Below are 24,243 nucleotides of genomic sequence, written 5' to 3'. Positions count from 1 at the left end.
AGCATTGCTGAAAGCCCTGTATCTGGCTACCTTTGAAGCCACAAAAAAATGGACAACCACCATCCGGAACTGGGGTCAGGTCTACGGAGAATTAAGTATTATGTATGAAGGACGGCTTCCAGAATAAAAAGAACAGATTGGTTAAAACAGGCGGAAAAGCCGCCTGTTATTGACATGCCATCTTTTGGATGGTATATATAAAACAAAGGTGGAGTGCTTCATTTCAAAGCATTCCACCCAGTCTTATCATAGAAGAATCTTATTTACAGACTTTTCTTCATACCCTCGAAAATATCCGAAAATCGCGAAATCCTGGAAAGACAACTGGGCAAATCTTTCGACTTATTTCAAATATCCGGAAGCGGTCCGCCGCCTGATCTATACCACGAATGCCATCGAGGGATTTAACCGGCAGCTGCGGAAGGTCACGAAATCCAAGACGGTATTTCCTTCGGATGAAAGTCTCCTAAAAATGCTGTATCTGGCTATGATGGATATCACGAAAAAATGGACCGGACACCGACAGGATTGGGGCCAGATTCATTCGCAGCTGGAGATATTTTTTGAAGAAAGGCTGTCAGGATTATAAGCAGCGGTCGGGCTGATAGGGCTGGACTGACCAGCCCTGCTTGACATGTCCGGAAACTGCATTATAATACAGACAAAGGCAGAACCTCAAAAAAATAGGCTCTGCCCAAAGTAACTAATGACATATCTTATATCAGTTTATTCACTTTACACAAAACTTGAAACGGTCTCTTGACATGCCATCTTTTGGATGATATATATAAAACAAAGGTGGAGTGCTTAATTTCAAAGTATTCCACCCAGTCTTATCATAGAAGAATCTTATTTACAGACTTTTCTTCATACCCTCGCAATTTACAGACAACAAGCCCTTCTGGCTTCTTGAACAATTTTAATTTGAAAATATTGTCTAACTTTTTGGGTTCAGTTCAAAAGGTGGAGTGCCTAATTTTAAAGCATTCCACCCAGTCTTATCATAGAAGAATCTTATTTACAGACTTTTCTTCATACCCTCGCAATTTACAGACAACAAGCCCTTCTGGCTTCTTGAACAATTTTAATTTGAAAATATTGTCTAACTTTTTGGGTTCAGTTCAAAAGGTGGAGTGCCTAATTTTAAAGCATTCCACCCAGTCTTATCATAGAAGAATCTTATTTACAGACTTTTTTTCATACCTTTATGCAAGTAAAAAGTAAAGGATGGCATTATACAGCATCCTTTTTCATGTTTCAAGGCAACTTATTATCGACCGCTTACAGTATACAACACAGAAAACCATTTCACTTTAGTTTGTCAACAGGTCCAACTTGAAACGGTCTCCTCATAGAAGAACCTTCAGTCATATATTTACAGAAAAAGTTTCTCAATATCGACTCTTACATTCATATCCAAGCATTCACTACCTTATATTTCCTAGTTCTAAACATCTCAAGTATCAAATTATCAAATACCTGCTTATCCTTTCGGCTTAATGCGTCATTATTAAATGAATAAGTAATACTTGCTTTGTTGTCACTAAAGTTAAAGATTAACTCAAGTGATGCAGCTTTTTCTGTATAAGTACAAACCGTAACATCATCTAGTCGCTTGGTTATTCTTCCTTCTCCGTACAATTCCATTCTTTCAAGGAATCTATTAAATACTTTTTCATATGCCCCTGTATCTAATAAATTTCTATTTAATTCATACACGTAGCCAATAAAAACTTCCCAACTTGGTATGTCTGTAGAATTGATATTCCTGTTCACAGATAGCCCATGCATTTCCAAATAGTCTAAGGCTTGTTCTTCACGGCCCCTTGGAATCGTAATTATAAATGTAGACGGCATATGTATTGATGCCAAAATACCTTCTTCTCTAGCAAACTCAGTAATGCAATCATTATACTTTTTCAAATCAGCATACAACTTTTCATTCAATTCAACACCAATATCTGCAAACTGAACCGGGCATCCCTCCCTGTGATATTCAAAGTACTTATCTCCAGTAGAATTAATTCTCTTGATTACAATATTTTCTCTTCTAAAAAAGTTCTCAATATCCTTTGCAGACATATCAATTAAAGGTCTAATAACCTTCATGCCCTCTGGCAAAACAATTCCCATCTCCGATCCAAAATAAGCACTACACAACAAATTATCTTCTGGATGTCCATCATTTATAAATTGCTTAATTCTGGCAATTGTCGTTCTATCATTTGAATTATCGCCAATACACAACCAACCAAATTCATTATTTTGTAAATAACTTAACAAAACTTTATACATCTGTTTTTTGCAAAGTAAGCATGGTCTCCCCGCAGTATATCCATTGACCGCATTGCAAAACTCTTCTGTATAGTCTTTAATAATTAATGGGATCTGATACTCTGCACATATTCTCTTTGCTTCTTCAGTTGGAATAGCAGCTCCCCATTTATGAACAAAGTGAATAGCAGTTACATCAATTCCACTCTTTTTTAATAAAATAACGGCAGCAATACTGTCTTTTCCACCTGATAGCATTGCTATCACTTTAGGATTATTTGATTTCTTTACAATGCTATACTTTTCCATATTGTCAGCTCCCTTAGCTAATAAACTCTATTACCTTATTGCATAAAGCATCAAATTCGAATCCGATATTATCAGTATTAATTTCCAATACATCCTGCCCAAAAGTAAACTCCTGAATACCTTGCTCTATTCGTTCTACATCATCCTTTGTAATTAATGGATGGAATTCACTTACTTCCTCAATAACCGGATACTGATTTAGCGTATATAATGCCAGATGTCTATTTCCGCTACTTATTCTTTCATTATATCTTTTCGCCAAAACATCATAATCAGCAATACAGTACACACACTTTATCTCTACATCAACATCAGCTTGATTTAATATCTCTCTTATGTCATTAAAATTCTTAAAATTATTATCTACAATCAAATCTACATTATGATTCACATAGTTTTTGATGGTTTCATTCATTATCTTTTCACCTTCTATGCTTAGTTTTTTCTTTTCTGCATGATTAGTGAATCCATACTTTTCAAACAACTCGATTTTGAATCCGTCTTTAGATATCACATCAATACCCAGCTTTGCTCCCACTGCTTCTGCAATTGAACTTTTCCCACTAGCAGGCGCTCCTGTCAATATTACTAGTTTCATTTTCTATCCTCACACCTCTATTTCCATTCCATCATAAGAAACAATATATCCAAGACTCTTTCCAACTTCGTTTGCTTTATTATAATTGGCAAGTCCATTGTGTGAAATATGATTTGCAACTATCTGCGTATTTACATCAATGCATCCTTCTATTCTTAGTCGCTCACACATATTCTGCATTCTCTCAAAATTCATATGCCCCGTATACTCTATATGCTTAACTCCTTCGGTACAATCTAATGAAACCGCATCAAAATAGATATTGTTCTTCTTTAGATATTCCCACACATTTTCTTCAAAATAGTCAGTATCATGTCCATATAAAAATGTTTTAGTATTACTTTGAATCACATATACAAACGGCTCATTTGATGTATGAACAGCAGGCAAAGCTGTCACCTTATATTCATTAAGTATTTCAACTTGTTCAAACGGCTTGATTTGACAAAAAACAACACTATTATCTTTTGTTACAAATCCGTCATCTTTTGGTTTTAGAATCTCCCTTACACCCTGTCCACCGTATACTTTCAATACAGGAGTCCCAAGTCGCAAATTCGCTCTACTTCTTCTTCGTGCTCTCAAATCCTCTAAATACAGATGGTCATCATGTGAATGCGTCACAAAACACACTTGAATATCAGCAAGTTGGATATTATATTCTAATGAATGAAGAAATGTATCTGGACCAAAATCAAGTAAAAGTTTCCCATCAATCAGGGCTTGGGATCTGGTTCTAATATTTCTTCCTTTATTAACCCTTGCATGATTACATACTTCGCAATGGCAAAAAACAGCTGGAATGCCTTCTGCCGCACCTGTGCCTAAATATTTAACAATCACTTATCTCTCCCCTTTATTCTCATAGCATGTGCCTCATTTGACAAACTTGTCCTTAATGCCTTAGCGCAATAAAATGGAACAAAACCCTCTTGATTATTTAGAATCTCTAGCCTATAGAAGAAATCAATAACATCTTTTGTAGAAGGGACATCACAATCCAAAGAGTTCCCCTTATCCAAATGCAATACATTAGCACTGATAACAACTCCATCTGATGTCAACTCTGCGCATTTTTTCAAAGTTTCTTCAACCGTTTCAAGCCCAAATACTAAATTTGTCCACACATTCCCTTTTCCGAAAACATCAATGGCATATCTCAATCTATCAATAAAAAACTGATAACCTAATTCTGCCTTGCCAGGGCAATATTTTTCAAATCCACATTCGGTTATAGCTTCTAAATTGAAAACAACTTTCTCAATACCTGCTTTTTTCAATTCATCAATATATTTCATATTATTTGGAGGAGTTATTACTACAACCACGCCTTCTTCAGAAATATCTTTCACCAATGGAGATACTCTCCTTGCTATACTTGAAAAAATTTCTGATTCAAAATCCAAGTTATTATTATCTAAATTACCTGCAATCAAAATCACATGAGCATGCTCTTTATAACACTCCGATTTTTTAGCAATTAATACGGCCTCTTCTAAATTATCTAAGTACTCTTCATACACTTGTTTCCATTCATTGCTATCCCTTGAAATTCTATGTGCCGATAATTCATCCGGCTTGACAAAATTATTAATTCCACAGAATCTGCAACCTCTTGAAATTGCACATCCCTTCCATGGTATAATGTTTAATTCATCTAAGCCACAAGCAGATACATATTTTTTGACAGGTTCTCCATTTGACAGATTCACAGAATAATAATCAGGTTCTTCAACAAAATGAATCTCTATATTATCCACCTTCTCACCTTCAACTAGTGCAACTAGCCCCCCTTCTTCATTCACATCTAAAACAACAGGATTACTTGTAGGATTCCCTGTAACACAAGATACTACTACTGAGTATGAATCTCCCACATTCTTTATAATTAATTCCTGTGGTCTTGAGCTGGTTGCATTCAATGGCATGTTATACACTAAATTCTGCCCTTTTGCTTTTTCCAAAACAGACACTTTTAACGCTTTTTCAGAAAAAACAATACCTCGACTCAATATTAATGCTTTTACGTATGTTTCTTCTTCAACATTGTACTTATCATAAATAATTGACATGCCTTAATCTCCTTTTATCATTTCACCAATAAATGTAATTCCCCACCTAATATGAAATATCGGAAACACAAACTGATAAACCACGGAATACAATAGCATGCGAATATCCTTCTTCGATATTAATAGACTAATCAGAAAAACATATCCGATTGCCGCAGGCCAAAATAACATAGTTAACAAGGCAATAATCATCCAATTAAATAACCACGAAAGATGATAACTTATACCATGAATTACAACCCTATCCTTATAATCCTTCTTGTTTTTTACAGCCTTCAGAATTGTCGAATATCCTATTGCCCATCTTGATCGTTGTTTCCATAGCCCAGCAAACTCGCTGTTTGGTTCTTCCTCTCCTAGAACAGTAGGTATTACATATTTTCTGCTCTTATTAATATTTACATATAAACCCAGTGCCAAATCATCTAAAAAAGTATCTAATTCAATTAACTTACCTCTGAACGACTCTCCTTTTATACAAAACACCTGTCCTGGAACAGAAATTCCAACACCTATTTCCCACAACAATGGACGGATAATATTATGCGAAAGAAGTTTATCAACAGCGACCATATTAGAAATAAAACCACATTGCCTTTTTCCTCTTATTCGCCCCCAACCCACTTCATAATTCTTGGTACTCATTTCATTAACAAAATCTAACAACTCATTAATTTTTCCAGTAATATCATTATCTATGCTCAAATAATATTTTGAATCATCCTTTTCCATTAAACTTATAAGCCTTCTATACTTTGTGCCACCAAATTTCATAAATTCAATTAAATATTCTTTGTCACTTATTTGAAAACACTGTTCGCAGCAAATTACAACCTTAAAGTTATTTTTATATTTATCATAAAAAGCTTTAGATATTCTATCAAGTTCATCTGTAAAACCTTCTGTGCTTCTTGTATAAGTGACTAAACATATCTCTCTCATCTCATCACTCCTCTCCTCAATACAACCAGGTATCTTTTCTTGCCTTCATAACATAATTTAAATTGCACAAAGAAGTATCTATTCCCAGTGTATTCATTATTTCCTCTATTTCTGTATTTAAAGTTTCTCTTCCTATTTCTGAATATCTACTGTTCTGTATCAAAAACAATCCTATTGGCAAAATTAAAATGTGTTCTCTACGAAACATACTCGAATCAATATTTATCAGTTCTTCACTCCTCAAGTTATTGACATATCTATTAAAAATAACAATAGGGTAAAGATACACTCTCTCATTCATAATATGATTTAATTCATAATATTTCTTTGTTGATATTTCTCCCTGTCCACCACATATTTGATTAATGGTTTCTTTCAATCCGACATATTCGCCAAATTGCTTTTTATTTAACTCAAACATATCTCTAGCCTTAATATAAAAATGAGATTTTCTCGACATAGGCCATGAATCAATTCTTTTCTGAGAGAATTCAACTGTACTTTCAATATTAATCTTTGTGTTCAACTGCAATTCTTTCTCCAAAAAAAAATATGCAACCTTGAACAAATTAACCAATTTATATTTTTCTAGCTTTTCACTTAATAGATTCTGATTCAGTTCAGGTGATTTCAGAAGATAATATAGGTCATTAATATCTTTCATAAATGCATGTTCGTGCTTAAACAAGTGCGAAACTGTTATACAAATTAAATCTTCAAGTTCAATTTTCTCAGCTTTATTACACTGTATTATTCCTGTTCTTCCCAACGGAAATCCGCCCATATTTACGTCAACAACAACTTGATATCTATTTTGTAGTATTTTCTCAAGATGAATATGACCTGTTAATACTTCTTCTTTATCCGTGTTTAATAATGCCTTCAATGAAAATGGCACTGAACCACCTATTACCAATTTAAAGTGACGCTCATTGACCAAATAGGAAATGAACTTAAATGCATCATCAAAATCTGCTGCCAAATAATCAAAATCCATATGTGTTCTGTAACAGCCTTCTGGGTAATATCGATTTGTTTTACCGCCCTTTACTGCATCAATTCGCAGATTAGACTCCTTTATATATGCATTTACTATTCTGATTTCTTCATTAGCAACATTCAAGCTAACAATTTGCTTTATCGCTAATTCTTCAATTCTTTTATCCAAGGTCAGATTATATTGTTTTGCATTATTAAATAACAAAACTGCCAGACGTAGTTTCTTAATTAGCTTAAAATCTTTATCAGAAACATTTGCAAGCCTATCAGAAAAATATGCTTGTTGATATTCAGATAAAATGCATAACCCTAATCTTTGTATTTCACTTTCGATAGAATCATCCATTATTTTTAATTCTCTAGCTATCGCTTGTAATCCAGTTATTCTTTTATCTCCTTTTTCTGGCTTCCAATTAATAGGCTTTGTATTTACACAAGCATCACAAGCCAAAACAGATTGTTCTCGTGTGTCAATTTCGCAGGAATTATTTTCACTAAGTATTTCATATAACAAACCTACTGGTGAATCCACACATGATTTTCTTTTTACTGCCAACATGCTTATCCACTGTTCTTCTTCTGTATATTGTCCAAACCTTAGTCTTTTAACACACTTAAATACTTCTCTTTCCTCTTTACCCGAAAAAGAATCTATCAAATAATCAGCTACTTTTACTGCAACCTTACATGCTTCACCCGAGTAACAAAAATACAATTTATCATCATCTCGATAAGCACTTATGGACAAAGTATCACCACATGCGATACCGTTTGACTCTTTAATAATCTCTGGAGCCCATAACAAATGACTTTTATTTATCATGTAAACACTCCTCCTCAACAAGGCATATAAAGGCCTCTACATCTGAAATATCACTTCCTATACCCCATGATAATCTGCATAGACTTTTATATCCTAAATTATCAAGAGTGCTTTGTGCACACATATGTCCCGTTCTAATTTCAAAATTATGTAATGAAGCCATTTCGGCAACATCGTGTGGATGCACCGAATTTACCATAAAAGAAACCATCGAAGAATTATCATTTCCTCCCGGAACTATAGAAAAAATACGCCTATCCATTCTTTTCTTTACATATTCCCATATCCTTCTATCAGATTCTCTCACTGCATCCATTCCTATACTATTCAAATACTTGCACGCCTCTGACCAAGCACTCACCAATCCAACGTCAAATGTCCCTGCTTCAAATTTCTTTGCACCTAACTGCCACGTAGGACCTGCACCTAACGAATTCCATACCATGCCTCCTCCTACTAGTACTGGGTTCATTTTTTCTATAAGTTGCTTTTTCACTATTGCAGCACCAATATTCTTCGGACCATACATTTTATGTGCCGACATTATATAAGCATCTGCACCGATTTTCTCACAATCCAGTTCACAATGTCCTACTTGTTGAGATACATCCAAAATTATAATGGCATCGCAATCGTTTTTTACTGCCTTTAGCCACATAGTATCAATGGCGTATGAATTAATATTTGATACCATAGAAATGCTTATAACCTTTATTCTTTTTTTGTCTAGTGAATCCCAAAAACTATAATTTATATTTCCACCTTCCAATAAAGGTAATTGAACTAAACAAGCCCCTGTTTCTTTTGCCATTTTTTCCCAAGGAAGAATATTACTATGATGTTCATATGGTCCCATCAAAATAACATCTCCTTGATTAAGACAATCTCTTAATGAGTACGCAACAATATTCAGACATTCTGTAGCGTTTTTACCAAATACAAAATCATAGGTTTCTTCAGCCGAAAAAAAATTCAAGATAATTTTTTTTGCTTTATTATATTCATTCTCAGCAATATCTGATAGAATGCCATTTCCACGATTGTAGCTCACTCCTGTATTCTGTTGATAATGCACCCAGCTTTTAATCACTTGATCTGGCATAAATGTTGTGGCTGCATAATCCAAATAAGTAATATCCTTATTGTTCCTAAACAAACTAAAATCTAGTCTTCTGTCTTTCATCCAATCATTCCTTACAAGTATTTTATTGCACTCTCATAAACCGTTTCAACTGTAATACCATCCATACATTCGTGTTTCTTATCACATACCCCATTCCATACATTAGGACATTTACAACGAAACGGATTAAAAATTGTCTCACCTATTCCATAACTCCATACACCATTTATTATCGGAGATAGCGGACCACAAATCTCAATCGTAGGTATATTTTTCCATACTGCAAAATGCACATAAGCAGCATCGTTTCCGATTACAAGCTTTGCATTACTTATTTCTTCATCTACCTGAGACCACTTGGAACAGATTTTTATATAACAATTTGTTTCATTCTCCAAATCAAACTTTATATCCTGTTCTTCTATCCCTAATATAAAAACCACTGTAGAATCTTTGCTTAATCTATTAGCAAGTTGTACATAATAATCGGTTTTCCACCTCTTTAATATTCCATTTTTACTACTTCCAGGGAATATTACAACTTTATCTCCTGATATTTTCTTATTTGGCAACGGAACAATTTCTGGAAACAATTCATTTGTAACTACGAAATGTCGTTCCATTCTATTTAATTCTTTTTTGGTAATTTGACATATATCCGTATAAAACAATGTAGCTCCATCTTTAGATGTTTCTTCACTTCTTCCTAGTCTTGTTTTTATGTTACACATTGCACCAAATAATGCACTTTGAAATACACCATGTAAATCAACATACACATCAAATTGCTCTTTTCTGACTTTCTCAACTGCATCTCTAAAAATAGCGCAATCGAGAATTCTTGTACCACCTTGCGTATCTGTCACAGGAGAAAACCGCGGCTGCGGAATTATAATATCAATGTTATGATTTAACTCGCATGTTTCAACCATATCTTCAAAGCAAGTAAATCCTATATACCAATCTGGGTGAATATCTTTAATCGCATCTATTAGCGGAAATATCCTAATAACATCACCATGATTTCTTAATTGACACAGAAGAATTCTTATAACACTCACCCCTTAACCAATTCAAATTGCAGATTCATAAACTGTTCTAGTTCTGAAAGCACAACTAGTTTTGAAAGCACCTCTTGAACTTCTGGCAACTTCATCTCAACAGCAATGCAGTCTTCTTCATGTATTATGCCTTTGTTTTCTACTAGATACTGACTTAATTTTCTTGCAACCATATAATGATTTAATGTCTTCTTATCATCATGCATCCTAATTTCTCTCTCAGCTATCTTTTCAATCCTATTTCTCCATACATATGAAGCTGTTACCACATAACATTTCTTACCATAAATATCCTTCTCACATATGTTCGGCATTTTATTACACAATAAAACGTCTAATTTGAAATATTCATTATTTGATTTCCAAAACGCGGTAATAACTGTGTCACCAAAAGTGTTCTTGTTAATGAAAACAACATCTACTTTTTTTAAACAAACTAATATATCATCCATTTTTTCAACATAAGCAATCATGTCCAAATCTTTTAATAAATAGTCCGTTTCATTTAGCAAGAACACAAATGCTAATCCACCCCTAAATACAGCCAATTCTTTCTGACTCAACTCTAAAAGAATTTCTCTTATTTCATTTGGAAGCTCATGTTCGTAAAATCTCTTTAATGAATAGAAATTCGAATCATATTGTCCATAAATCACATTCTTCATATTGATAAATGTCCTTCTAATTTTTCTATAATCTTCTTTGTTACTTCCTCTTCTGTACCTGTTGCATCTATGTAATATACTGGAACATTAGGCATTTTAGCCAAATAATTCTGAAGTTTGATTTTGTCTTTTTTCATTTCATCAACCTCATCCATTTTTCGCAATGGACCGCGATTTCGTTTTACCACTCTCTTGTACGCAACTTCTTCTGGAATATCCATAAATACAATCGCAGCGGGCATATAAAATGCTTTCATATGGCTTTGCATCATATCCCACGCTTTATTTTCATCCGAATTATACGCATCTAAATTATAGTAATAAGTCGATAATACACCTCTTGACATAAATGCATATCTAGCCCCCTCATCGACTGCTCTACTAATTGCAAGGCGCAAATCTGTAGAAATCATTATAGGATTCAGCCATGGCGTTTGTTCCCTAACTCCATTCCAATGTTGTTCATCCGAATATAGCGATTTCATAATTTTTCCAATCGGTGATTTGGTTGGCAAATCAATATAATATGATTTACCATATTTCTCTGTTAGTGCTTCAGATACAAGCTTTATCTGAGTTGTTTTTCCTGCCCCTGGTAAGCCTTCAAATGAAAAGATAGGAATCGGAGACTTTTCATAATCCAAATTTCCATGAATAATCTGAAGTGCTTTATATAATTCCTCTAATTCGTTCATACATTATCCTTTCCATATTCAACAAATGATGAATAATAATCTTTAGGGTTCCCTAAGTCATTACTATCACCGAACAAAGACTACATACATATCTTGTTTCTGTGCACATTCATTTAAAAACTCTGAAAAGCCAATTTCTTCATCATCCCCAATCAATGACCTCTTTCTCAAAATATCGTTATTGATAATGTATTACCCTAAAAATACAAAACCATATCTATTCCCTTGATACACAATCATCAGATTTTCTTTTGCATAATCAGTTTCTTACTTTTCTACAATCTTCATAATATGAAGTACTTGATCATCAATCCATTCACCACAAACAACACCAAATTTTGTAGTTTCAGTAACTGGTATTACTTTAATTCCAACTATTGATTTATTATTCTTTCTTAAAACCTCAACCGCTTGAGTGGTACACTCTCCATAACTGATTCCTTTACAAATATAATCTCCTAAGCATACCATCGAAAAACCTAGCTCCTTTAAGAATTTTAAACTTGCCATTGCACCTCCAAATCCTCTCTGTGTCTGTGTACTACATAATAAAGAAACATCAATTTTATCTGATAATAGCAAACTTCTAAGTTTATTAATTATTTCAGCGTGCTTCTCATTAATTATCAAATTAACATTTTTATCTGCTTGCTAAAATACAACTCTCTCAAAATCATACTCAATACAGGATAAACATTGCCCGAATCAATAGCCGGGAATATAGCTTTATCTATAATTGTTGTAGATGGATACATTCGAGTACCTATTCCAGTAATAGGGATAATAACATTTAAATCGATTTGTCCAGTTTTGAAAGAATAACATTCCATGTCCAATGTATCTCGAATACCTTGCATAATTTCTTCTACTTGTGAACCACAATCTAAAAGAATTTGAGCCATTCCATCTCCTTGAGATCCTATTCCCTTACAAGCAATAACGCCCTTTATTCCCCTACTGTATTCTATTAATCCATGTAATTTGGGTGCTCTCAATTCTTCAGAATAACAAGCAACATTTAACTCGAAATTCTCCTGAAACTTGTTCATTATTTGACCAAATCCCAATATATCATTATCAACCAGTTTTTGAGTAGCTTCATTAACACAAGAACTGTTAAACACGCCTAAAGAACTAATTAGTCTTCCTTCATTTGTATTCATTTCTTTTACAAATTCACTATTCAAGTCAGATAATATTTTCTTAGTATCTTTTTTCCCCTGCAAATTCACTAGTATGAATTGCAAATTACTATTTGTATATAATGAAGATATTTCAATTTTGTCAGAATCAAAAATTACCTTTCTTAAGCCCTGTCCATATGCACATATCTGATCCAATTTTCCACACTTTGAACCAGTTGATATTTCAGCCTCATAAGCCAATTCCATTTCAGCTTCAACTGATAACTTCAAATCAAAAAGCAAATTATATACTCGAATTACTGCAACACAGATTGCTGCGCTAGAAGCTAATCCTTTTTTCATTGGCAGTGTCATTTTATCGCATATGATTTTTACACCAGATACTTTATATTTTGACTGCATTACTTTAGCACTAGCAACTACATACTCAAAGAAATCTTTATCATTTCTAATCAATAACTCATCATATGATAAACACAATTTTTTATCATCATATTCGTAATAAAATCCTTCGTTTTTGTACCCTCTTAAATAGATCCCTAGGTTAATCCCCGCAACAATAGCATATCCTTTTTCAATCTCACTATTGATTGCTCTATATCCAGCTGCCCAATCAGAATGCTCTCCTAAAATGCACAACCGACCAGGCACGAACACTTCTACTTTATTGTCCATCTACTTCTACCGCCCTTGCAATTTTCTTGATAAGTTGCGTTGTTGATGTTCCTTCTATCATTGGCACATATTCCACTTTTTTAACATACTCTGCCTCTAATAGAGCCTTACTCTTATACTCTTCTCCTTTAACATAAGTATCTGGTCCAATTGCCTTAATCACGTTAATTGCAGTATCTTCCTCAAAATAAATAACCATATCAATCATACTCAAATACGCAAGTGTACTAACACGTTCTTCAAGATTATTAATAGGTCTACCATTCCCTTTTAATCGTTTAATTGAAGAATCAGAATTTACAGCAACAACCAATTTATCACCGAATTTCTTAGAATATTGAAATGACTTAATATGTCCTAAATGCAGCAAATCATAACATCCGTTTGTAAATACAATCTTTTCTTTCTTTTGTTTCCATGCGGATACTATATCTTGAGCCAAAGAAATATCTACAATTTTGTTGATGCTATCATCATTAATCCAATGCTTATATAACGCATCAACTAAATCAAATTGCCTTACCACATAAGTAAGTTTGTTTTCTACGGCTAATTCCCCTGCTAGATTAGCAAGAAGGAGTAAATCATCAATAGAAATGTATTTCTCGCCATAAAGAAGTGAAATTATTGCCAATACAGTGTCTCCTGCACCTGAAACATTTACTGAATATTTTTTACTAGCTTTTTTCTCAGCTTTCTTTGTTTTCGATAAAAAACTAATCCCCTCATTTCCTTTCGTAATAAATGCTCGGGGACAATCATCTGATTGATTCCACAGATTCCATTCTTTTTGATTTGCAACAACAATAGGATAACCACCAATGACAAATCTCCCCAAATCTCTAGAAGTATAAAAAATAGGCACTGATTTTTCCTTACAAAAACTAGTTGTGATATCTAGTACTTTCTGTGATACAACTCCATATAAATAATCTGCAATTATAACAACATCTACTTTGTAGTCTGATAATACTGTTTTCAGTTCTTTAGCAACCGATTTTGAAAACGCATTTGTATCCAATCTAGATACCTGTTGATTATCAACATATATTCTCTGTTTTACGACAGTCTTTTCGCTTTCGAAATCCATTAACTTTACATGATATAACTCACACAATTGTTTAACTCTATTCCCAGAATCATCCTTTGCACATCGTCCAATTAGTGTTGTATGATTGCATAATCCTGCAACATTAGCTGCAACATTGGCTGCACCTCCTAAACGATATTCAACTATTTCTTTATCAATAATAGGTATCTGAATTCCAGTTGATACCTTATTTACCATACCATATATATATTCGTCTAGAAGAATATCCCCAATAACAATAACATGTTTATTTCTAATATTACCTAACACATTTAATATTTCATTTATTGAATTATCCATAGTAACAACAACCCCTTATCCACTTTCTGTGATTAATATTCATCACAGCTTTCAATTCACTAAGAAAAGCACCAATAACTTCAATAACATGAGCCATATTTTCATTTTGCGTAAAAACATTAGTAATGAAACATACATATTCCATGTAATTCTTCTTTTTTTATTTCAATAGCACTATATGTCTGTTTACTGATGCCAAGAATATCAATCAATTCCTCTTGTTTTATTCCGATTTTAGCCCTTAATACTGACAACTCATCTGTAAGAATATCAATTAAGCAATCTCTGTCTATTTGGTTAACAACATTATTTTGAGTATCAACCATAATTATTTCCCTCCAAAAGACCGGATAGAGTGTACGCGGTCGATAATAAGGTGCCTTGAAACATGAAAAAGGATAGTATAATGCCATCCTTTACTTTTTTTACTTGCATTCTGCCTGAACTGCCTCAGCCCATGGCATCAGATGCTCCAGTTCTTCCGGATGATTTCGCCAGTCGACATCAGACATGTATAACAGTAAACAATGCAGATATGTATATATGTTGATTCCATTTGCTTTTGCTGTTTCAACAATGCTATATACGGCAGCGGATGCATAAGCACCTTTCGATGTATCAGCAAAAAGCCAGTTTTTTCGACCACCATGAACGGACGGATCACATTTTCGGCAGCATTTCTAGAAATACAGCATCTGCCGTCAAGCAGATAGTTTTCCATATATTTTTTCTAATTCAGTGCATAATGTAACTACTTTGCCCAAAACCGAACCTTTCAATACATCCAGATTTCAAGCCAGCACCAATAAGCCTCCAGAACAGTTTTTTCCAGTTCAAGGCGCTTGATCCTGCGTTCCTCGGGAGAAAGATCTTTCAGGTCTCTTTCAATCATAAAAAGTTGGTCACAGTAATTCCTGCCAATCTCTGCATTAGTAAGACTTTCTGTACTTTTCTTCTGAGAAATAGCTTCGATAAATTTTCTTCTCAGATGAGCCCAACAGCCACAACGGATGATGCCAGTCAGTTTGATATAACTAGAATAACCATCCGAATGGACATATCCTTTGAAGTCCTTCAGAAATGTTACTGCATGATCTCCATTTCTAGAAGGTTGATAATCATACAGAACAACCGGATTCTTATCATCGATTCCTGTACGATAAAACCACATATAAGATTTCGTCTGCGGCTTCTTACCGTCTTCCTTCAGCACTTGAACAGGTGTTTCATCACAATGGATGATATCCCTTGCCAACAACTCTTTTCTGAGGTATTCTGCAACAAGCTTCAGATAGTCCTCTGCACATCGAATGATCCAGTTTGCCATCGTTGCCCAACTGAGTGCCAGCCCATCTGTTCCCAATCCTTTTCCTGGCGGTACAACGGAACTGCATTAACATACTTCTGATACATCACATAAGCAACAGAACTGGGGGATGCCAAAGAATGATTCATCAAAGATGTGGGTGTGAATGCCTTTACGATATAAGGCTGTCCTATGTGTTTATAAGAAGAACAACCATAAGACCAGCATACATAACGCACGATTTGCAGTTTTGCAGGAATGTATTCCATTTCTTCTCGAACAGTTTCTTTCCCTATGCGTTTCAATGTTTTGCCACAACGAATACAGATCTGTTCTTCCATAGGGACATCACATTCGATCTCTATAACAGGAAGATCCTTTAAAAGTTCTTCTCGTTTTGTTTTTGTTTCTTTTCTGAGGTATCCTTTTGCAGTTTTTGTAATTGGTTCATCGATCGTACCATCTGCTTCGACTTCAGCTTCATTAAAAAGGGACAACTGTTCCTCACTGGGTTTTACTGTCTTTTCGCTGGAAGGACCAAACTTTTCCTTACGCAGGAGCATCACCATTTCTGTCAGATTGCTTACCTGATTCTGTAGATTTTTAATTGTATTTTCAAGCTGTTCAATGTAAGCGGGTAGTGTCAAGAGTTTTGCGCAAATTGGTTTGCAGTCTCTGGCGTGAATGCAGTCAGCCAGCAATGGAGGCATCCTCAATGGAAACCTCCAGGTGCTTCATATTCATGTACTTCTTGTTGCCCCACTGGGTACCAGCCACGTGGCGCAGTCGGGCACAGACCAGCATAAGAGCAGAGTTTCCGTCTGGGAAGCTGCCCACCACACGGGTACGGCGGCGAATCTCCCGGTTCAGTCGTTCAATGACATTGTTAGTGCGGATGCGAGTCCAGTGTTCGCTTGGAAAATCGCAATAGGTAAGCGTCTCTTCAATGCCGTCCTCCACCTTCTTAGCCGCCTCTTTCAGCTTCATAGCACGCAGTTCTTCTACCACCGCTTTGGCCTTCTCTCGGGCTGCTTTCTTGCTCTCCTGAGCGTGGATGACCTTGAGCATCTTGGCTACCAGCTTCACCTTGGAGCGAGGTGTAACAGAGAACACATTGCGGTAAAAGTGGACGGTACACCGCTGATATTTGGCTTCGGGGAATACTTCGCCCAAAGCCTCCAGCATACCGAGGCACTTGTCGCCAACAATAAGTTTCACACCGTCCAGACCTCGTCCGCGGAGCCATTGAAAGAAACTTACCCAGCTGGCCTTGTCCTCTTTCATGCCCTCAGCAGCACCTAAAACCTCACGGTATCCGTCCTCATTGACCGCAATCGCCACTACATTTTCAAACTCTCCACCCCAGTTGCGGCGCAGATAGATCCCATCCACATAGACATACGGATAACGTCTACCTTGCAGAGGACGGTTCCGCCAATCTTCAATGTGGACATATGCCTTTTTGTTTAACTCACTGATGGTGGAGGGAGAGACTTTGCTGCCCCAAAGGGCCTCTGTAATGTCCTCTACACGCCGGACAGATACTCCAGCAAAGTACATCTCAACGAGAGCCTCTTCCACACTGCTTTCCCGGCGACGGTACCGCTCAATAATAGCAGTTTCAAAAGAGATTCCCTTGAGCTTGGGCACCTTGAGAGTGACATCTCCGGATGTAGTGGTGAGGTTGCGGTTGTAGTGACCGCTGCGGTAGCCCTGGCGCTGCTCATTACGCTCGTACCTGGCTGCCTGTGTCAGTTTCTGCACCTCGGCTTCCAGCAGCTCGTTGAGGGTTTCCTCTACGCTGCCTCGTACCAACTCTTTGATTTGACCCTTGATTACTTCTTCGTTAAGCTGTACAATTTTTTCAGGCATGGTTTGCTATCTCCTTTCGAATGGTGTGTCGCGACTTCATTCTACCAGAGATCTGCGAACCATGTCTCTTTTTATTTTTTTAATTTGCGAAACTTATTGTGCTTTATCTGTAAGCGTCTCTGGAATCTATAGGTGTATCTCCTTTGATTTATAATAGTTTTATTATACCACAAAAGACGCCAAAACCCCAGTAAATTCAATGGTTTTGACGTCTTTTTTCTTAACAGAATGCACTTGGTCTTGCAGGCAGGATGGCTGTTTTCTGTTCCAGTTCCAAACCTTCCATCAGCCATCGGAACTGTTGCCAGCTGATCGATTTTACCTCGTTTGCACTGCGAGGCCATTTGAAGTTTCCGTTCTCCAGTCTCTTATATAGAAGAACAAATCCATCGCCCTCCCAGAGAAGTGCTTTGATTCTATCGCGGCATTTTCCACAGAAAAGATACAATGTCGGAGAAAACGATTCTAATTGAAACTGTTCCTGCACAAGGGCAGCCAGTCTATCGATAGATTTACGTATGTCGGTATGACCGCTGGCAATGTAGATATCTTTGGCTATCCTGATATCACCTAACATACTGTTTTCAGTGCTAGAAGCGCTGCCTCCACAGTCTGTTGATCCACGTCGTTTTGAACTTCTATTGTAGCATTAGATAGATGAATTATTACTGCAGCCTGTGCATGAGGTGCCGGTGTTTGTACAGTGACCTTCGAAAACTGAACTGACTTTTCGGGTGCCGCAACAGGAACTGGTAATGAATTACAGAGTTCCTGCCGAAAACGTCTGAGATATTTATAGTATGTCTGCTCAGATAGATTGTTTTGCTTACACCAACTCCTAACACTCATCCCGCTGGCCTGGCACTCAGTTATATATTTTCTCCATTATTCCATACGGAACTGTCTTTTCACCTGAGAAACCTGATCCATATTTTCTCTCCAATCCGTAGATACTACAAAAACTATAAAAACTTATAACTATAAAAAATATACATTTTCATAAAAGTAGTATCTCATGGATCGGAAGCGAAGATAAGACACCTTGTTGTTAAGCGCTTACGTTTGTCAACAGATCCAAATCAATGAATAAAAGCAGAGTTATCCTATTGCCTCCAGATATTGTTTCTGATGGAGATGTGCTGCTTCCGATAGCTTATGTATGCCGGGTATGCAAGAAAATTATAATTTCATATGATATAAATAAATGGTATTAAGAGAGCCTAAAATTCAATGTAAGCCCCAAAAACTAATATAAAAAAATTCTTTGGAGGATAGGAATGATTTTCTAAGGCTCTACCCTTTCTTACATCCATAATACGATTCCAATCATAACCAACTTAGAAAGACGGATGTACAGATGATTTCCAGAAATTATAATCTATTGTGTTTTTCCTAGAAATACAGAATTCTCATCTGTATCAACAATACCATCGAAAAGCCATCTATCTAGCCTCTTTGAAATTCTATACAATATGAAACTTTTTTATAGTTAAGAACATTCACACAAAATTGGCTTCTATAAATATAGTTTCTCTTGACTATCAATTAACTTTAAACAGATATTTACTTTCGAAAATAATCATAAATTATTTTAAAATATTCTGGATTATCTTCGATAATTGATAAAATCTCAGCCCATTTTCCCGTTTTTGTATGTATGTTAGTTGTTATCATATACAAATTTTCACGTGCTCTTGTCATAGCAACATACATCCTATGATAGTCAATTTTTTGACTAGATGTAGCACGTATTAAATCAATATTAGGAATAATAACTACATGAAACTCCAAACCTTTCATAGTACCAAATGATACAATCTTAACATTATTTTTCCAAAAGTTTAATTCGTTTTTATTTGTATGGGACTTATAAGCTTCAACTTCTATAATATCTCCTAATTCCTCTCTTAAATTCTTTAAAGTTCGATCTAAATTCTTAAAATTGACAATCACACCAATACTTTTTCCAAGATGTCTTCGGATAATTTCTCCCATAATGTTTGTTTGTTCTAAAAATATATCTTCATTACCAGAACAATAAATTAACTGAGGATAATTATCATGTTTTACATTACAAAAATCATCTCTTTTCTCAGCAAAACATTTTGCGGCATCTCCAATTTCTCGTGTATTTCTATAGTTTATAGTTAGAGAATATGGTGCTTTTTCACACAGTTCATATAACAAACTATTTACGTCAAACTGCCCTTCCTGAATAATTTGATTCGGATCAATAAAGGCAATAATATTTTCAGACACCATAGATAAAATGTGTATAAGCTCTTTGGGAAAATCTTGGGCCTCATCAATAATAATTGTGTGATATAACAAATCTAATTTTCCCATTGTTTTTTCTATACGATTCCAATCGGGTTCACGATTAGTCTTCGTTGGCATTGAACAACCCAATATATTAGCATAAATCGAATAAATCCAACTATAGTATGTCATAACATCATACTTAACATTCTCATGTTCTACATAATTCTGTTGTACAAACTGCATCAAAGGTCTATTATACATGATGACAAGCACTTTTTTTCCATCTTTAGCTAATTTTTCTGCCATAGCTATTGCTAAAACAGTTTTTCCTGTTCCAGGACCTCCTTGAACAACCCAATTTTTGCTTAAATCCATATTTATTAACTCGTATTGAGTTTTTGATAAATTAATTGTTTGTTTATTTCCAGAAAATATTCCCATCGTTATTACCTCATTTTAATTCACTAATACATTTTTTATACATATTCATAAATAAGCTCAATGCAAAATATTACAAACAGCATTAAGACCTGATTTTTGAATCTATAAAATACAAACAGTAACGTTTTAGCATAATAGAGTAAAAATTCCAAAAAGAATACTTATTTTCGCAAACAACGACAACATCACAATGACAAAAGATTTCAAAAAAACGCACGGCAATATATATCCTTTCAGCGCCATAATACAAACAGTCTTTATAAATCATGCTGACTATCCTAAACTACTATATCAACTATCGTAAACAGAGCGAAGCATATTGTGATTTTCACATTAGAATCCGAGAAATATACTATCTAATAAAACGATAACATCGTTATTTATCTTTCTACACACATGTTTTTCAACATGCTATACTATCTCTATCAGATAACAGTTTTTTCCCATAATTCACCTTCTTTTAAAGTGCTTTCATCACATCCAATAAACTCTGATAACTGTCTACATCATGATACTTCACTTTATTGGTTGACATCTCATTGAATAACTTTTTCGCACAAGAAATTTTTGCCTGTTCTATTGGTCTCAGATTAAGACTTTCCATTGTGCCTTTCGTTTCAGCCACAAAAAAGATATGCTTAACTGTACCTTCATAGAAAGCAATTGCCCAGTCCGGAGAATAATTGCCAACTGGTGTAGGAATATGGAATGTTCGAGGGAGCTTAGCATATACGCATACTTCCTCTGCAGCATCCAAGTCTTCCACAAACTTTCTTTCAATACTTTTTTCAGCAGAACCATCCGTAAACACATAATCCTGAATTGCTTTCTTTGCCAGGAACGCTTTATCAAAACTTTGTGTATTCTTTTCTGCTGTAAAGATAGTACTATCATACTCCCCATCAATGACATCATAGGAAATGTGTTCCACAATCATAGTAGCTTTCTGTTCTTTAATCAGTTTAGTTACTTTTGAAATAAATTCCTCCGGGTTGTTCTTAAACATAGCAAGCTTGTCCACTCTTATTCCACTTAGAATTGCTGCAACGGTTTTTCGTGTAAGAACTGTTCCTTCTGTAATTTTACCAATCAAATCGTATTTGATTTGACTTGTTGTGGTATGCTTTAATGTTTCTGTTCTTGTCTTTTCCCCGCTGAATGATGCGCCACGTTCTACTTCATACTCATCCATTTTATCTTTCTGGCGACCAATTGTAGCAGTATATTTCAACTCTGATACAAACAAGTTTTTATCAATATGTGCAATTGATTTTGCAATAAGCTCATTGCTGTCAAATTCTACCGTATAAGCATATTTATGGTTAATCTGTTTCCAAAGTGCTTGGAATTCTGCTTTTGCAAAATTTTCATTCAAAGGATTCTCTTTTACCTTTGACTCATGACCATCTTTGAACATATCTTTCAGAATACTGTCATCATATACCGCCTGCACCAACATATGGATTCCCTCTGCCATAGGCTGCAATTCTTCTGGCATAGGAGCAAATGTATTCGTAACCGCATCATTACGATACTTATCCGTTACTTTACGCTTCAGATCCACGTATCCATTTTGAATCAGATAAAATTCAATCATATCTGCCGTATTTTTGTCGATAAGCGTAGGAACATCATTCACTTTAATATACTTACCAGCAAAGTACTCACTGGTAGCAACTGTCGGTCTGTCATAAAGAACTTTCTTGATGTCGTCTTGCAGAAGAGATACAAAATCTTTATAGCTCTCACTTGCTATGACTGTCAGCATATTGATGTCATGTACCGTATCCCCGCAACTTTCCACATCCATCCTATTCCCTTGCTGATTGACGCAAAGACGAAGTCCCCTGCCTACTTCCTGTCTTTTGGCAGTATTGCTATCTGAGTGCTTTAAAGTACATATCTGAAAAACATTTGGATTATCCCAACCTTCACGGAGTGCAGAGTGAGAAAAAATAAATCTTGTAGGCTCTTCAAAAGATAACAACCGTTCTTTATTCTTCAGAATCAAATCATAGGCAGAAATATCATCAGAAAATTCACTACCACGTTTCAGCTGGCTGTCAATGCTATGACCAGTTTTTTTATCAATACTGAAATATCCCTTATGTACAGCTGTAACATCGCTGCAACTTTCTTTCAAATATTTTTGATATGGGGTGTCCAGAACAGTGATATATTGATTCAGAACATTGTTATATTCTTCTTCAAACATTTTGCCATATTCCCCTAAAAGCTCATTGCCATCCTCATCATATTGACGATACTTTGCCACCTCATCAATAAAGAACAAAGAAAGGGATTTGATTCCCATATTGAATAATTTTTCCTCTTTTTCAAAATGAGAAAGAATGGTTTCTCTGATTTGAATACGACGCATATCACTTTCTGATACGTCACCATTTACCTCGCCCGCTTTAATCACTTCTCCATTGGTAAACGTAACTGTTCCATCCAACGGATTGATTTCTGAAATGGTATATCCTTTATACTGCTCCATTTCCTGGGAAATATAGTACAAATCATCCCCCACATTACAATTACGGGTTTCACGGTTAATGGATTTCTGATACCCGATTTCCAGTTCAATCCTTGCCATGGGCGGTTTTTTGGAGGACAACACAATCTGCTCCAAATACAGATAGCTATCGGTTCCTCTAAAATTTTTCACTTCAAAGCCTTTTACTTCAATTTTCTTGACCAAGCGTTTGTTGTAAGCGTCCAACGCATCCAGAACATAAACGGTGTTATGCTTTACTGTATGTGTTGCAGAATAATTCAGACAAAACAGCGGATTAAAATTTTTCAAAGCTTTTTGGGTAACATTCCCACCCATTTTTTGGGGTTCATCCAAAATGATGATCGGTCTGTTGGCTGCAATGACATCAATGGGGCGGCGAGAACCAAATTCGTCACGCTTGTCATAAATAATCAGCTGTTCTTTCGTTTTTTTCTTTCCTTCTTCCACTTCTTTGAAGGAACGTGCAAAAGCTTGTGTATTGATGATCATGACATTGATCCCACTACTCTGAGAAAAATTATCCAGCTGATTCAGATTGGCACTGTTATATACAAAGAAACGGGCTTTTTTGCCATAATGCTCCATGAAATGGTCGGCTGTAATCTCAAATGACTTTTTGACACCCTCTCGAATGGCAATGCTTGGCACTACAACGATAAACTTACTCCAACCATAACGCTTATTCAGTTCAAACATGGTTTTGATATACACATAAGTTTTCCCTGTACCTGTTTCCATTTCAATATCAAGAGAACATCTGCCCAGATCCTTTATCAAATTGGGAGAAAGCTTGATATTGTTCTGGCTTTGTAACTGATGAATATTCTTGAGCAAAGCTTCATCAGAAAGACTGACCATTTCGTTTTTATAGCCAGTATCATCATAGAGGTCGATCTGATCACCAAATTCATCAGGCGACAATAATTTCATCTGGACAGGCGAAGCAGGTTGTTTCCCCATATCGCGGATATAACCAACGCTATCAGAATAATTCTGTCCCTGAAACACCCGAACGACTGCATTGACTGCATCTGTTTGATATTGTTGTATTTTAAAATTAAACTTCATAA

At 35.4% G+C, this 24,243-nt stretch carries 20 protein-coding genes and 3 pseudogenes; 2 read left to right on the top strand and 21 right to left on the bottom strand.

The features are described from left to right. Both BUB35_RS20095 and BUB35_RS07640 read left to right on the top strand, forming a co-directional pair. Nucleotides 1–127: pseudogene (locus tag BUB35_RS20095) on the top strand (IS256 family transposase); the annotation flags it as partial. Nucleotides 128–289: 162 nt separating this feature from the next. Continuing rightward, nucleotides 290–589, top strand: a pseudogene (locus tag BUB35_RS07640) (transposase); the annotation flags it as partial. A gap of 821 nt (nucleotides 590–1,410) precedes the next feature. Here BUB35_RS07640 and BUB35_RS07635 read toward each other — a convergent pair. The 21 genes and pseudogenes from BUB35_RS07635 to BUB35_RS07535 all read right to left on the bottom strand — a co-directional run bounded on the left by BUB35_RS07635 (nucleotide 1,411) and on the right by BUB35_RS07535 (nucleotide 24,241). Next, the gene (locus tag BUB35_RS07635; protein ID WP_072850632.1) at nucleotides 1,411–2,583 is read right to left on the bottom strand and encodes a PP-loop family protein; all 1,173 of its coding nucleotides are present in this window, start codon (nucleotides 2,581–2,583) and stop codon (nucleotides 1,411–1,413) included. A gap of 13 nt (nucleotides 2,584–2,596) precedes the next feature. Next, entirely contained in the window at nucleotides 2,597–3,181 is a 585-nt protein-coding gene (locus tag BUB35_RS07630) for a P-loop nucleotide/nucleoside kinase family protein (protein ID WP_072850630.1), read from the bottom strand. Between the two features lie 9 nt (nucleotides 3,182–3,190). Beyond that, complete coding sequence (locus BUB35_RS07625; RefSeq protein WP_072850628.1) at nucleotides 3,191–4,024, bottom strand: MBL fold metallo-hydrolase; 834 nt, start codon at nucleotides 4,022–4,024, stop codon at nucleotides 3,191–3,193. Beyond that, nucleotides 4,021–5,253 (bottom strand): radical SAM protein, encoded by a 1,233-nt coding sequence (locus tag BUB35_RS07620; RefSeq protein ID WP_072850625.1) that lies wholly within the window; start codon nucleotides 5,251–5,253, stop codon nucleotides 4,021–4,023. Before BUB35_RS07620 ends, BUB35_RS07625 begins: the two co-directional genes overlap by 4 nt. A gap of 3 nt (nucleotides 5,254–5,256) precedes the next feature. Further along, nucleotides 5,257–6,195, bottom strand: a complete 939-nt coding sequence (locus tag BUB35_RS07615; protein WP_072850623.1) for a glycosyltransferase family 2 protein — start codon at nucleotides 6,193–6,195, stop codon at nucleotides 5,257–5,259. A 16-nt stretch (nucleotides 6,196–6,211) separates the two neighbouring features. After that, nucleotides 6,212–8,017 carry a hypothetical protein gene (locus BUB35_RS07610; RefSeq protein ID WP_072850621.1) on the bottom strand — a complete coding sequence of 602 codons (1,806 nt, stop codon included), beginning with the start codon at nucleotides 8,015–8,017 and terminating at the stop codon, nucleotides 6,212–6,214. Beyond that, entirely contained in the window at nucleotides 8,007–9,200 is a 1,194-nt protein-coding gene (locus BUB35_RS07605) for an aminotransferase class V-fold PLP-dependent enzyme (RefSeq protein WP_072850619.1), read from the bottom strand. The genes BUB35_RS07610 and BUB35_RS07605 overlap by 11 nt, the downstream gene beginning before the upstream one ends. Before the next feature lie 11 nt (nucleotides 9,201–9,211). Continuing rightward, nucleotides 9,212–10,201: a glycosyltransferase family 9 protein gene (locus tag BUB35_RS07600; protein ID WP_200777580.1), complete on the bottom strand. Its 990-nt coding sequence runs from the start codon at nucleotides 10,199–10,201 to the stop codon at nucleotides 9,212–9,214. Beyond that, a complete protein-coding gene (locus BUB35_RS07595; RefSeq protein WP_072850617.1) occupies nucleotides 10,198–10,866 on the bottom strand; it encodes a hypothetical protein in 669 nt (222 codons plus the stop codon). Before BUB35_RS07595 ends, BUB35_RS07600 begins: the two co-directional genes overlap by 4 nt. Continuing rightward, nucleotides 10,863–11,561: a nucleoside/nucleotide kinase family protein gene (locus BUB35_RS07590; protein WP_072850615.1), complete on the bottom strand. Its 699-nt coding sequence runs from the start codon at nucleotides 11,559–11,561 to the stop codon at nucleotides 10,863–10,865. The genes BUB35_RS07595 and BUB35_RS07590 overlap by 4 nt, the downstream gene beginning before the upstream one ends. 267 nt (nucleotides 11,562–11,828) lie before the next feature. Next, nucleotides 11,829–12,071 carry a glycosyltransferase family protein gene (locus BUB35_RS07585; RefSeq protein WP_072850613.1) on the bottom strand — a complete coding sequence of 81 codons (243 nt, stop codon included), beginning with the start codon at nucleotides 12,069–12,071 and terminating at the stop codon, nucleotides 11,829–11,831. Between the two features lie 116 nt (nucleotides 12,072–12,187). Beyond that, the gene (locus BUB35_RS07580) at nucleotides 12,188–13,381 is read right to left on the bottom strand and encodes a mevalonate kinase family protein (protein WP_072850610.1); all 1,194 of its coding nucleotides are present in this window, start codon (nucleotides 13,379–13,381) and stop codon (nucleotides 12,188–12,190) included. Next, on the bottom strand, nucleotides 13,371–14,771 hold the full coding sequence (locus BUB35_RS07575) for a PfkB family carbohydrate kinase (RefSeq protein ID WP_072850608.1): 1,401 nt from the start codon (nucleotides 14,769–14,771) through the stop codon (nucleotides 13,371–13,373). Before BUB35_RS07575 ends, BUB35_RS07580 begins: the two co-directional genes overlap by 11 nt. A gap of 119 nt (nucleotides 14,772–14,890) precedes the next feature. Next, nucleotides 14,891–15,097 (bottom strand): hypothetical protein, encoded by a 207-nt coding sequence (locus tag BUB35_RS07570; RefSeq protein ID WP_072850606.1) that lies wholly within the window; start codon nucleotides 15,095–15,097, stop codon nucleotides 14,891–14,893. 99 nt (nucleotides 15,098–15,196) lie between these two features. Then, nucleotides 15,197–15,304: a hypothetical protein gene (locus BUB35_RS20090; RefSeq protein ID WP_242949219.1), complete on the bottom strand. Its 108-nt coding sequence runs from the start codon at nucleotides 15,302–15,304 to the stop codon at nucleotides 15,197–15,199. A 242-nt stretch (nucleotides 15,305–15,546) separates the two neighbouring features. After that, nucleotides 15,547–16,640, bottom strand: a pseudogene (gene tnpC, locus BUB35_RS07560) (IS66 family transposase). 127 nt (nucleotides 16,641–16,767) lie between these two features. After that, nucleotides 16,768–17,949, bottom strand: coding sequence for an IS256 family transposase (locus tag BUB35_RS07555; protein ID WP_072850604.1), 1,182 nt, complete (start codon nucleotides 17,947–17,949; stop codon nucleotides 16,768–16,770). A gap of 220 nt (nucleotides 17,950–18,169) precedes the next feature. After that, nucleotides 18,170–18,526: an IS66 family insertion sequence element accessory protein TnpB gene (gene tnpB / locus BUB35_RS07550; RefSeq protein WP_072850601.1), complete on the bottom strand. Its 357-nt coding sequence runs from the start codon at nucleotides 18,524–18,526 to the stop codon at nucleotides 18,170–18,172. Next, nucleotides 18,520–18,822, bottom strand: a complete 303-nt coding sequence (gene tnpA / locus BUB35_RS20260; RefSeq protein WP_416385637.1) for an IS66 family insertion sequence element accessory protein TnpA — start codon at nucleotides 18,820–18,822, stop codon at nucleotides 18,520–18,522. Before tnpA ends, tnpB begins: the two co-directional genes overlap by 7 nt. A 690-nt stretch (nucleotides 18,823–19,512) precedes the next feature. Beyond that, complete coding sequence (locus BUB35_RS07540; RefSeq protein ID WP_072850599.1) at nucleotides 19,513–20,652, bottom strand: DNA/RNA helicase domain-containing protein; 1,140 nt, start codon at nucleotides 20,650–20,652, stop codon at nucleotides 19,513–19,515. A 460-nt stretch (nucleotides 20,653–21,112) separates the two neighbouring features. Next, nucleotides 21,113–24,241 (bottom strand): type III restriction-modification system endonuclease, encoded by a 3,129-nt coding sequence (locus BUB35_RS07535; RefSeq protein WP_072850597.1) that lies wholly within the window; start codon nucleotides 24,239–24,241, stop codon nucleotides 21,113–21,115. Nucleotides 24,242–24,243 lie beyond the last annotated feature (2 nt).

This window comes from Anaerotignum lactatifermentans DSM 14214, assembly GCF_900142265.1.
Classification (GTDB): domain Bacteria; phylum Bacillota; class Clostridia; order Lachnospirales; family Anaerotignaceae; genus Anaerotignum; species Anaerotignum lactatifermentans.
Note: the sequence above shows the minus strand (reverse complement) of the source record. Positions and strands in the feature narration are given on the sequence as shown.